This is a genomic window from Staphylococcus coagulans (assembly GCF_002901995.1).
In the GTDB taxonomy this organism is placed as follows: domain Bacteria; phylum Bacillota; class Bacilli; order Staphylococcales; family Staphylococcaceae; genus Staphylococcus; species Staphylococcus coagulans.
In genome coordinates, this window is sequence record NZ_PPQN01000042.1 from 87,469 (window position 1) to 100,032 (window position 12,564).

Consider the following 12,564-nt stretch of genomic DNA (forward strand, 5'->3'; position numbering starts at 1 on the left):
AATCTTGTCATAGTTGAATCGCCTGCAAAAGCGAAAACGATAGAGAAATATTTAGGTAAGAAGTATAAAGTCATTGCATCTATGGGTCACGTAAGAGACTTACCACGTAGCCAAATGGGTGTGGATGTTGAGGACAATTATGAGCCTAAGTATATCACTATAAGAGGAAAGGGACCTGTCGTAAAAGATTTGAAGCGACATGCGAAAAAAGCTAAAAAAGTTTTTCTCGCGAGTGACCCCGACCGCGAAGGTGAAGCAATTGCATGGCACTTAGCAAATATACTTGAGTTAGAAGGTAGTAAAGAGAATCGAGTTGTATTTAATGAAATCACTAAAGATGCTGTGAAAGAAAGTTTCAAACATCCACGCGGCATTGAAATGGATCTTGTGGATGCGCAACAAGCGCGCCGTATTTTGGACCGTTTAGTGGGTTATAATATTTCACCAGTTTTATGGAAAAAGGTAAAAAAAGGGTTATCAGCTGGACGTGTGCAATCCGTTGCATTACGCCTCATCATTGATCGTGAAAATGAGATTCGTAATTTTAAGCCTGAAGAATATTGGTCAATTGAAGGCGAGTTTCGTTATGGAAAATCAAAATTTAATGCCAAGTTTCTACATTATAAAGGTAAACCTTATAAATTAACGAATAAAGATGATGTCGCTGTGATCACTAAAGCATTGGATGGGGACCGTTTTACCGTTTCAAATGTTTCGACGAAAGAAAAAACGCGTCGGCCTGCATATCCTTTTACGACGTCAACCTTACAACAAGAAGCTGCACGTAAGTTGAACTTCAAAGCGCGTAAAACCATGATGATTGCACAACAATTATATGAAGGAATCGACTTAAAAAGAAAAGGTACAATAGGTCTGATTACTTATATGAGAACAGACTCTACACGTATTTCTAAAGATGCACAAAATGAAGCAAAACAATATATCGAGTCTCAATATGGCGCTGATTATTTATCAAAATCAACACAAAAAGGAAAACAAGGAGATCAGGATGCCCATGAAGCGATTCGTCCAACGAGCACACTTCGAACACCTACTGAGATGAAAGATTTCTTAACTCGGGATCAATATCGCTTATACAAACTAATTTGGGAAAGATTTGTAGCAAGTCAAATGGCACCTGCGATTTTAGATACTGTTTCTGTTGATTTGACACAAAACGATATTAAGTTTAGAGCGAATGGCCAAACAATTAAATTTAAAGGCTTTATGACGTTATATGTGGAAACAAATGATGATAAAGGTAAAGAAAAAGAAAACCGCTTACCGAAATTAGAAGTAGGTAATGAAGTTATTGCTACTAAAATAGACCCAGCTCAACATTTTACTCAACCCCCACCACGATATACTGAAGCACGTCTTGTTAAAACGTTAGAAGAATTAAAAATTGGGCGTCCATCAACTTATGCTCCTACAATTGACACCATTCAAAAAAGGAATTATGTTAAAAATGAAAGTAAACGCTTCGTGCCAACTGAACTGGGTGAGATTGTGCATGAACAAGTGAAAGAGTACTTTCCTGAAATCATTGATGTGGAATTCACAGTAAATATGGAAACGTTACTCGATAAAATTGCTGAAGGCGATATTGCTTGGAAAAAGGTTGTCGGCGATTTTTACAACAGCTTTAAACAAGATGTTGCACGCGCAGAAGAAGAAATGGAAAAAATTGAAATTAAAGATGAGCCTGCCGGTGAAGATTGTGAAGTCTGCGGTAGCCCGATGGTAATTAAAATGGGGCGTTATGGTAAGTTTATGGCATGTTCAAATTTCCCAGATTGTCGAAATACAAAAGCCATTACGAAACCGATTGGTGTTAAGTGTCCTAAGTGTAAAACAGGTGATGTCGTCGAACGTAAATCTAAGAAAAACCGTGTCTTTTATGGTTGTTCAAATTATCCAGAATGTGATTTTATCTCGTGGGATAAACCTATCGGCAGAGATTGTCCGAAATGTAACCATTACCTTGCTGAACACAAAAAAGGACGTACAACGCAAGTCGTTTGTTCGAACTGTGATTATAAAGAAGAAGTTCAAAAATAATGTTTTAAAGAGAGGAAAATAATAATGACATCTGTTAATATTATTGGCGCTGGTTTAGCAGGGTCTGAAGCAGCATTTCAACTTGCAGAACGCGGGATTAAAGTGAATTTATATGAAATGCGTCCTGTAAAACAAACACCAGCGCATCATACAGACAAATTTGCCGAATTGGTATGTTCTAATTCATTACGTGGTAATGCATTAACGAATGCGGTCGGTGTATTAAAAGAAGAAATGAGACAATTAAATTCATTAATTATTGAGGCAGCGGATAAAGCACGTGTGCCTGCGGGTGGCGCTTTAGCTGTTGATAGACATGACTTTGCAGGTTACATTACTGAAACATTAAAAAACCATCCCAATGTTACAGTTAAAAATGAAGAAATCACTTCTATCCCAGAAGGACCTACAATTATTGCAACAGGGCCATTGACAACTGAACCTTTGGCAAAAGAAATTGTCGCATTAACTGGTAAAGATCAGTTATACTTTTATGATGCTGCGGCACCAATTATTGAAAAAGATTCAATTGATATGGATAAAGTGTACCTTAAATCACGTTATGATAAAGGCGAAGCAGCTTACTTGAATTGTCCGATGACTGAAGAGGAGTTTAATCGTTTTTATGAGGCGGCACTTGAAGCAGAAGTGGCCACGATGAACGATTTTGAAAAAGAAAAGTATTTTGAAGGATGTATGCCTTTTGAAGTCATGGCGGGTAGAGGTCCGAAAACGTTGTTATTTGGGCCGATGAAGCCAGTTGGATTAGAGGATCCGAAAACAGGGGAACGTCCTTACGCCGTCGTTCAACTACGTCAAGATGATGCAGCAGGTACGCTTTATAATATTGTAGGATTCCAAACGAGATTAAAATGGGGCGCTCAAAAAGAAGTGATTCGTCTTATTCCTGGATTGGAAAATGTAGATATTGTGAGATACGGTGTCATGCACCGCAATACGTTTATTAATTCACCTGAAGTTTTAAATGAAACATATGCTTTTAAAGACCGCGAGAACTTATTTTTTGCTGGACAGATGACAGGTGTTGAAGGGTACGTAGAAAGTGCTGCCAGTGGATTGGTTGCAGGCATCAATTTAGCACACCGTATGCTTAATAAAGCAGATGTCATTTTCCCTCGTGAAACAATGATAGGAAGTATGGCTTATTATATTTCACATGCAACGAACAACAAGAACTTTCAACCGATGAATGCAAACTTCGGATTAGTACCTGCTTTGGAAGAACGGATAAAAGATAAGAAAGAGCGCTATGAAACACTAGCACACCGTGCATTGACGCAACTGAACCATTTTAAAGAGACATTATAAATGGTCTAAAAAATGGCAAAATAAGTAAAATTTTGATAAATACAAAAATTCAATGTATAATCAATGCAGTTCCCCTTATCATTATGCTACAATGCTAATGATGGAGGGGTTTTTGCTTTGAAACAAATCCAAGAACAATTTTTAGATACATTAAAAAGAGAACGTTTTTTCTCATCACATACGTTAAAAGCTTATCACGACGATTTAGACCAATTTAATCATTTTCTTGATCGAGAACAATTAGGATTGAGAGATTTCAAATATAGTGACGCAAGAAACTATTTACACACACTTTATGATTTAGGTTTACAACGTACAACAGTATCAAGAAAAATTTCTACATTGCGTAGTTTTTATGCTTTTTGGATGACACAAGAGCAAGATGTAGTGAATCCATTTGTCCAATTAGTTCATCCCAAAAAAGAGCGTTATTTACCTACGTTTTTTTATACAGAAGAAATGGAAGCGCTATTTCAAACTGTAAGTAAGGGGGACCAAAAAGATCTCAGAGATCGTGTGATTCTCGAGCTGCTTTATGCGACGGGGATTCGGGTTTCGGAATTGGTGTCTTTAAAAGTTTCAGATGTTGATTTAGAAATGTGTTGGGTAAAAGTATTGGGTAAAGGTGGAAAAGAACGGATTGTACCTTTCGGCGAGTTTTGTCGACAGAGTCTTGAAGAATATTTAAATCAGTTTAAGCCTATTCAAGATGTTCAGCACGACTATCTGATTACTAACTTAAAAGGTCAACCGATTACCGAAAGAGGTGTGCGCTATGTTTTAAATGATATCGTCAAACGGACTGCTGGTGTAACTGCGATTCATCCACATAAGTTGAGACATACATTTGCAACACATATGTTAAATGAAGGTGCAGACCTTAGAACTGTTCAAAGCTTACTGGGACATGTTAATTTATCTACGACAGGCCGATATACACATGTAACAAATCGACAGTTGAGAAATGTTTATTTAAAGGCACATCCACGTGCGAGAAAAGGAGAGTAATTTAACATGAGTTCATCAATTCATGCGACAACGATATACGCAGTAAGACATAATGGTGAAGCAGCAATGGCCGGAGATGGTCAAGTCACTTTAGGTGAACAAGTCATTATGAAACAAACTGCTAAAAAAGTTCGTAAATTGTATAATAACCGCGTCGTTGCTGGTTTTGCAGGTAGTGTATCGGACGCATTCACATTGTTTGAAAAGTTTGAAGGAAAATTACAACAATATAGTGGTAATTTGGAAAGAGCTGCTGTAGAACTCGCAAAAGAGTGGCGAGGCGATAAACAACTCCGCCAACTTGAAGCGATGTTAATTGTCATGAACAAAGATAATATTTTAGTCGTTAGTGGGACAGGTGAAGTAATTGCACCGGATGATGATTTAATTGCAATCGGATCGGGTGGTAATTTTGCTTTGAGCGCCGGACGTGCACTAAAAAGACACGCATCACATATGAGTGCACGAGAAATGGCCTATGAAAGTCTTAAAGTGGCTTCTGAAATTTGCGTGTTCACTAATGATCACATCACTGTAGAAGAATTATAATGGAGGGTTTAAAGCATGGAGAACAATGCGATTAAATATACACCTAAAGACATCGTAGATAAACTCAATGAATATATCGTTGGGCAAGATGAAGCGAAGAAAAAGGTAGCCATTGCCCTTAGAAATCGTTACCGTCGTAGTTTGCTTGATGATGAAGTTAAACAAGAAATTGCCCCTAAAAATATATTGATGATGGGACCAACAGGTGTGGGTAAAACTGAAATTGCCCGTCGTATGGCTAAAATTGTCGGCGCACCATTTTTAAAAGTTGAAGCGACCAAGTTTACTGAAGTAGGCTACGTTGGTAGAGATGTTGAGAGTATGGTACGTGACTTAGTCGATGTTTCGGTAAGATTAGTTAAAGATGAGAAAAAAGCAAATGTTGTTGAAGCAGCAACGGCAAAAGCTAACGAAAAGCTCGTTAAACTCCTTGTACCTAGTCTTAAGAAAAAAGCCAGCAAAAACACAAATAATCCTTTAGAATCTTTATTTGGTGGTGCGATTCCAAACTTTGGACAGCAAAATGAAGAAGAGGAAGAAGAACCGCCAACAGAGGAAATCAAAACAAAACGTTCTGAAATTAAAGTCCAACTCCTTAACGGAAAACTAGAAGAAGAAAAAGTACGTGTTAAAGTAGAACAAGATCCGGGTGCTTTAGGTATGTTAGGTACACAGCAAAACGAACAGATGCAAGAAATGATGAGCCAATTAATGCCTAAGAAAAAAGTTGAAAAAGAAGTACCTGTTAAAACAGCACGTAAAATTCTTATTGATCAATTTGCTGATGAAATGATTGACCATGAGACGGCAAACCAAGAAGCGCTTGAACTTGCGGAGCAAATGGGTATTATCTTTATAGATGAAATTGATAAAGTTGCTACGACAAGCCAAAACAGTGGTCAAGATGTTTCTCGACAAGGTGTGCAACGTGATATTTTACCTATCCTTGAGGGTAGCGTTGTAAGAACAAAATATGGTACTGTGAGTACGGAACATATGCTCTTTATCGGCGCGGGTGCGTTTCATGTTTCTAAACCAAGCGATTTAATTCCAGAACTTCAAGGCCGATTCCCAATTCGTGTGGAATTAAAAGATCTCACTGTAGATGATTTTGTAAGAATTTTAAAAGAACCAAAATTATCTCTGATTAAACAGTATGAATTGCTATTGCAAACGGAAGAAGTGACAGTGAATTTCACAGATGAAGCGATATACAGACTTGCAGAGATGGCATACCATGTCAATCAAGAAACGGATAATATCGGTGCCCGTAGACTGCATACAATCTTAGAAAAAATGTTAGAAGACTTGTCATTCGAAGCGCCACATATGCCACACGCTCAAGTGGATATTACGCCACAATATGTAGACGATAAATTAAAAACAATTTCAACGAACAAAGATTTAAGCGAATTTATTTTATAAGAAAAAAAGGAGAAATGACATGAGCTTATTATCGAAAACGAGAGAATTAAGTAGTTTGTTACAAAAACATAAAGGTATCTCTGTCGACTTCAAAGATGTTGCACAAACGGTGAGTAAAGTTACAGTTACAAATGTATTCATTGTTTCTCGCCGTGGTAAAATTTTGGGATCTTGCTTGAATGAATTACTTAAAAATGAACGTATTATTCAAATGTTAGAGGACCGTCATATTCCAGAGGCTTACACAGAAAAATTAATGCACGTATACGAAACGTCATCAAATATTACAATTGATAGTGACTTATCAGTATTCCCACCAGAAAATGAAGATTTATTCAAAAATTCAAGAACAACAATTTTCCCAATTATTGGTGGAGGCGAACGCTTAGCTACACTTGTGCTAGGCAGAGTTGCAGATGATTTCGGTGAAAACGACCTTGTCCTTGGTGAATACGCTGCAACAGTAATTGGTATGGAAATATTACGTGAAAAACATTCAGAGATTGAATCTGTAGCTCGTGATAAAGCAGCAATCTCAATGGCAATTAACTCTTTATCTTACTCGGAAAAAGAAGCGATTGATCATATATTTGAAGAACTCGGTGGCAAAGAAGGTCTCTTAATTGCCTCAAAAGTTGCAGACCGCGTAGGCATTACACGTTCGGTTATCGTTAACGCTTTAAGAAAACTTGAAAGTGCCGGCGTTATTGAATCACGTTCTTTAGGTATGAAAGGGACTTTTATTAAAGTCAAGAAAGAAGCATTCTTAGACGAATTAACACGTGCAGAATAATTGGATTGCGTTGTTGCAAACTCGCGCATGTTATGATATATTAATTAGCGGCTATAAAAGTCAAAACACACACGCAACACCGAAGTATAAAAGGGTGCGATGAATTTCATCGTTTTTATATGAGTGTTCGTGGCGGATGTAAACCAATAGGAGGAATTTATATTATGGCAGTAATTTCTATGAAACAATTACTAGAAGCTGGTGTTCACTTCGGTCATCAAACACGCCGTTGGAACCCAAAAATGAAAAAGTACATCTTCACTGAAAGAAACGGTATCTACATTATCGACTTACAAAAAACAGTGAAAAAAGTTGAAGAAGCATACAACTTTATTAAACAAGTATCTGAAGAAGGCGGTAAAGTCTTATTCGTAGGTACTAAAAAACAAGCGCAAGAATCAGTGAAAGCTGAAGCAGAACGCGCTGGCCACTTCTATGTTAACCAAAGATGGTTAGGTGGTATTTTAACAAACTATAAAACAATCTCTAAACGTGTACAACGTATTTCTGAAATTGAAAAAATGGAAGAAGATGGAACATTTGATGTTCTTCCTAAAAAAGAAGTTGTAGAACTTAAAAAAGAATATGACCGTTTAATTAAATTCTTAGGCGGTATTCGTGATATGAAATCAATGCCACAAGCATTATTTGTCGTTGACCCACGCAAAGAGCGCAACGCAATTGCAGAAGCACGTAAATTAAACATTCCTATCGTTGGTATCGTTGATACAAACTGTGATCCGGATGAAATTGATTACGTAATCCCAGCGAATGACGACGCAATTCGTGCGGTTAAATTATTAACTGGTAAAATGGCAGACGCAATTTTAGAAGGACAACAAGGTGTATCAAACGATGAAGTAGCTGCTGAACAAAACATCGACTTAACTGAAGATGAAAAAGCAGACAACGAATCAGCTGAAGCAGTAGAAACAACTGAAACATCTGTTGAATCTAACTAAGTCGCATCTTGAAATGGGTGTGGGATAGAAACTTATTTGTTTTCATCGACCCACTAATGGCAAAGATGACTTGGATTGAGAAAAGCTTGATTTAAAGTGTAGAATCAAACGCGTCATCTACTGCCACTTTATCATTTTGAGTATTTTCATTGGGTTGAGACGTGAATATGTCCCAGCCCCTTTTTTTAAAATAAATATTGATTGAATATTGGAGGAATCATGAATGGCAATTTCAGCTAAACTTGTTAAAGAATTACGTGAAAGAACTGGCGCAGGTATGATGGATTGTAAAAAAGCATTAGAAGCAACTGATGGGGACATTGATAAAGCCATTGACTACTTACGTGAAAAAGGTATTGCTAAAGCAGCTAAAAAAGCAGACCGTATTGCAGCAGAAGGTATTACGCATGTTGAAGTAAAAGGTAACGATGCAGTTATCGTAGAAATCAACTCAGAAACAGACTTTGTTGCACGTAACGAAGGCTTCCAACAACTTGTAAAAGAAATTGCTAACCAAATTCTTGAAACAAAAGCGGATTCAGTTGAAGCTTTAAATGAAACAACGTTACCAAACGGTAAAACAGTTTCTGAACATATGACTGAAGCGATTTCAACAATTGGTGAAAAATTAAGCTTACGCCGTTTCGAAATCAAATCTAAATCAGACAGTGATGCATTCGGTGCATACTTACACATGGGCGGACGTATTGGTGTTCTTGCAGTTGTTGAAGGTTCAACTGACGAAGAAGCAGCAAAAGACGTTGCAATGCACATCGCTGCAATCAACCCTAAATACGTTTCATCTGACCAAGTAAGTGAAGAAGAAATCAACCATGAAAGAGAAGTATTAAAACAACAAGCATTAAATGAAGGTAAACCAGAAAACATCGTTGAAAAAATGGTTGAAGGTCGTTTACGCAAATATCTTCAAGAAATTTGTGCTGTTAACCAAAACTTCGTTAAAGACCCTGACCAAACAGTTGAACAATTCCTTAAATCAAAAGGTGGTCAATTAGTAGACTTCGTTCGTTACGAAGTTGGTGAAGGTTTAGAAAAACGTGAAGAAAACTTTGCTGATGAAGTAAAAGGACAAATGAAATAATCGACACGGTTTTGTATAAGAAAGAAGACACCTTTCGTGTCCTCCTCTGCAGGACTTCAATGCAAGATTGAAGCCGTGTAGAAGGGTGATGCTTATTGTGTCTTCTTTACTTGTATTGTTTTACATATTACGAATAGAGAGGTTAAAATAATGACTGAAACTTCAAAATATAAGCGAGTAGTTTTGAAACTGAGTGGAGAAGCATTAGCAGGGGACAAAGGATTTGGAATTAATCCAATGATTATTAAAAGCATTGCACAACAAGTAGCAGAAGTCGCAAAAATGGATACAGAAGTTGCTGTCATCGTGGGTGGCGGTAACATTTGGCGTGGCAAAACTGGTAGTGACTTAGGCATGGATCGAGGAACTGCTGATTATATGGGTATGCTCGCGACAGTGATGAATGCACTTGCATTACAAGACAGCTTAGAACAACTTGATTGTGATACACGTGTCCTTACATCTATAGAAATGAAGCAAGTTGCAGAACCTTATATTCGTCGTCGTGCGATTCGTCATTTAGAGAAAAAACGCGTTGTTATTTTTGCAGCGGGTATCGGTAACCCATACTTCTCAACAGATACAACAGCTGCATTACGTGCTGCTGAAGTTGAAGCAGACGTCATCTTAATGGGCAAAAATAATGTTGATGGTGTTTATTCAGCAGATCCAAAAGTAGACCCGAATGCTAAAAAATATGAGCGTTTAACATACATTCAATTGTTACAAGAAGGTTTACAAGTCATGGATTCAACAGCCTCTTCATTCTGTATGGACAACAATATACCTTTAAAAGTGTTCTCTATCATGGAAGAAGGTAATATTAAACGTGCTGTCCAAGGTGAAGATATAGGGACAATTATTACAAAATAATATAGAGGTGCAAAAAAATGAAAGAAACTATTCAAGATGCTAAAAGTCGTATGAAAAAATCAATTGAGAATTTATCTCGTGAATTGGCACAAATTAATGCAGGACGCGCAAACTCTAACTTATTAGCTGGCGTTGAAGCGGACTACTATGGTGCACCAACACCTGTCCAACAATTGGCAAGTATTAATGTACCTGAAGCACGTCTTCTTGTTGTTTCACCATACGATAAAACATCTATTGGTGACATTGAAAAGGCCATTATTGCCGCAAACTTAGGTGTTAATCCAACGAGTGACGGAGAAGTGATTCGTATTATGGTGCCTGCACTCACTGAAGAACGTCGTAAAGAACTGGTTAAAGATGTAAAGAAAACAGGTGAAAACGCAAAAGTATCAGTTCGTAATATTCGTCGTGATGCAAACGATCATCTAAAAAGACAACAAAAAGATGGCGAAATTTCTGAAGATGAATTACGAAATGGTTCTGATGAAGTTCAAAAAATAACTGATTCATCAATTAAAGATATCGATCAGTTAGTTGCTGATAAAGAAAAAGATATTATGTCAGTTTAAGTTTTACACTTACCAACGAGTAGACAAGAATCAATCAAATGAATAGGGTGAAATTGACGCTTTTCTTTATTTACAAGAGGCGCTATATTGATAAATTAAAATCAATATTATAAGTTTTATTTCTTATCATATCGTGATTCCTTACCCTAATTTCATAGTAAAATTGTAGAAATGGTTTGCCTTCTCACTGAGCTGTACCGAATACGACTTTGGTACAGTTTTTTTCTTTGTTTATTCAATGCGCTGATTGAGTGTGATAAAATGGTAGATAATTGTACGCTAAAGAGATTATAATATTTTAAGAGACGGAATAGGCTCGGAGGAACGCGCATGTTTAAGAAATTTAAGAAGAAAATCGACAGTCAAAAACATGTCGATCAAATCGATTTACATAATATACCTGAACATATAGCGATTATTATGGATGGCAATGGTCGTTGGGCAAAGCAACGAAAAATGCCACGAATTAAAGGTCACTATCAGGGAATGCAGACGATTAAAACCATTACGCGAGCAGCTAGTGATTTGAATGTTAAATATTTAACACTTTATGCATTTTCAACTGAGAATTGGTCACGTCCTGATGAAGAGGTTAACTATATCATGGGATTACCTGTTAACTTCTTAAATACATTTTTACCCGAATTGATTGAAAAAAACGTACGTGTTGAAACGATTGGTTTTATAAATGATTTACCCGAAAAAACAATTCAAGCCATAGATGAGGCTAAAAATAAAACAGCTGACAACACTGGATTGACATTAATATTTGCAATCAATTATGGGGGTCGAGCTGAAATTATCAATGGTATCCAGAATATGATGAAAGAGATGCGACACGCTTCAGATGATGATATCGATGCACTTACTGAGCAGCATTTCCAAAAATATTTAATGACACACGATTACCCAGATCCAGAATTATTAATACGGACTTCAGGTGAACAACGTATAAGCAACTTTTTGATTTGGCAATTATCTTATAGTGAGTTTATATTTAATTCTAAATTGTGGCCTGACTTCGATGAGGCAGAATTAAGAGCATGTATAAAAACATATCAATCACGCCAAAGACGATTTGGAGGATTGTAGATAGGAGTAGTGGGATGAAAGTAAGAACAATCACAACGATTGTCGCATTAATCGTTTTCTTACCTATTTTACTGATTGGCGGATCAGTATGGATGTATTTTACATTCTTATTAGCTTTAATTGCTTTAAAAGAGCTTTTAAACATGAATCGAATTCAATTGCTGTCAATACCAGGGATTATCAGTGCCTTGGCTCTGTTTATTATTATGATTCCACAAGATTTAGGCGCATGGGTGCCCGTATTACAACAGAAATCGTTGATAGCGATGAGCTTTGTTATTTTAAGTTATACGGTGATGTCCAAAAACCGCTTTAGTTTCATGGATTCAGCATTTTGTTTAATGTCTGTTGCCTACGTAGGGATAGGATTCATGTACTTCTATGAAACGAGAGAAGCCGGCTTGCAATATATACTATTTGGTTTGTTGATCGTTTGGTTAACAGATACAGGGGCGTATATTTTTGGCCGACTTTTTGGAAAACATAAACTATGGCCGATTATTAGTCCGAATAAAACCGTTGAAGGCTTCGTTGGGGGGTTGATTTGTAGTCTCATCGTACCTCTTACATTTATGTTTTTTGTATCATTTGAGTATCACATCAGTTTAATTCTTTTATTAACTGTTGTGCTCAGTGTCTTTGGACAGTTGGGTGACCTAGTAGAATCAGGATTTAAGCGCCATTTTGGTGTGAAAGATTCTGGACGTTTGTTACCCGGTCATGGTGGTATTTTAGACCGTTTTGATAGTTTCATGTTTGTTTTACCTTTAATGAATATTTTCTTAATTCAAATGTAAA

12 protein-coding genes are annotated in these 12,564 nt (G+C 36.9%); all 12 read left to right on the plus strand.

Going from position 1 to position 12,564, the window contains the following annotated elements; genetic code table 11:
• Positions 1-2,061: type I DNA topoisomerase (gene topA / locus CD118_RS09290; protein ID WP_103356613.1), on the plus strand; the 2,061-nt coding region annotated here is incomplete at its 5' end.
• Between the two features lie 24 nt (positions 2,062-2,085).
• Positions 2,086-3,390 carry an FADH(2)-oxidizing methylenetetrahydrofolate--tRNA-(uracil(54)-C(5))-methyltransferase TrmFO gene (trmFO, locus tag CD118_RS09295; RefSeq protein WP_425353205.1) on the plus strand — a complete coding sequence of 435 codons (1,305 nt, stop codon included), beginning with the start codon at positions 2,086-2,088 and terminating at the stop codon, positions 3,388-3,390.
• A 117-nt stretch (positions 3,391-3,507) separates the two neighbouring features.
• Positions 3,508-4,398 (plus strand): tyrosine recombinase XerC, encoded by an 891-nt coding sequence (gene xerC, locus CD118_RS09300; RefSeq protein WP_050331210.1) that lies wholly within the window; start codon positions 3,508-3,510, stop codon positions 4,396-4,398.
• A gap of 6 nt (positions 4,399-4,404) precedes the next feature.
• Positions 4,405-4,947 carry an ATP-dependent protease subunit HslV gene (gene hslV, locus CD118_RS09305; protein WP_050345736.1) on the plus strand — a complete coding sequence of 181 codons (543 nt, stop codon included), beginning with the start codon at positions 4,405-4,407 and terminating at the stop codon, positions 4,945-4,947.
• Positions 4,948-4,962: 15 nt separating this feature from the next.
• Positions 4,963-6,372, plus strand: a complete 1,410-nt coding sequence (gene hslU / locus CD118_RS09310) for an ATP-dependent protease ATPase subunit HslU (RefSeq protein WP_050332199.1) — start codon at positions 4,963-4,965, stop codon at positions 6,370-6,372.
• A gap of 19 nt (positions 6,373-6,391) precedes the next feature.
• Entirely contained in the window at positions 6,392-7,165 is a 774-nt protein-coding gene (gene codY / locus CD118_RS09315) for a GTP-sensing pleiotropic transcriptional regulator CodY (RefSeq protein ID WP_050331206.1), read from the plus strand.
• A gap of 164 nt (positions 7,166-7,329) precedes the next feature.
• Complete coding sequence (gene rpsB, locus CD118_RS09320) at positions 7,330-8,127, plus strand: 30S ribosomal protein S2 (protein WP_016424910.1); 798 nt, start codon at positions 7,330-7,332, stop codon at positions 8,125-8,127.
• Between the two features lie 223 nt (positions 8,128-8,350).
• Positions 8,351-9,229, plus strand: a complete 879-nt coding sequence (tsf, locus tag CD118_RS09325; RefSeq protein WP_050332198.1) for a translation elongation factor Ts — start codon at positions 8,351-8,353, stop codon at positions 9,227-9,229.
• Between the two features lie 150 nt (positions 9,230-9,379).
• A complete protein-coding gene (pyrH, locus tag CD118_RS09330) occupies positions 9,380-10,102 on the plus strand; it encodes a UMP kinase (RefSeq protein ID WP_016424912.1) in 723 nt (240 codons plus the stop codon).
• A gap of 17 nt (positions 10,103-10,119) precedes the next feature.
• Positions 10,120-10,674, plus strand: a complete 555-nt coding sequence (gene frr / locus CD118_RS09335; protein WP_016424913.1) for a ribosome recycling factor — start codon at positions 10,120-10,122, stop codon at positions 10,672-10,674.
• A 330-nt stretch (positions 10,675-11,004) separates the two neighbouring features.
• Positions 11,005-11,766 carry an undecaprenyl pyrophosphate synthase gene (locus tag CD118_RS09340; protein WP_050331202.1) on the plus strand — a complete coding sequence of 254 codons (762 nt, stop codon included), beginning with the start codon at positions 11,005-11,007 and terminating at the stop codon, positions 11,764-11,766.
• A 14-nt stretch (positions 11,767-11,780) separates the two neighbouring features.
• Positions 11,781-12,563: a phosphatidate cytidylyltransferase gene (locus tag CD118_RS09345; protein WP_060830025.1), complete on the plus strand. Its 783-nt coding sequence runs from the start codon at positions 11,781-11,783 to the stop codon at positions 12,561-12,563.
• The last annotated feature ends 1 nt before the right edge of the window (position 12,564 follow it).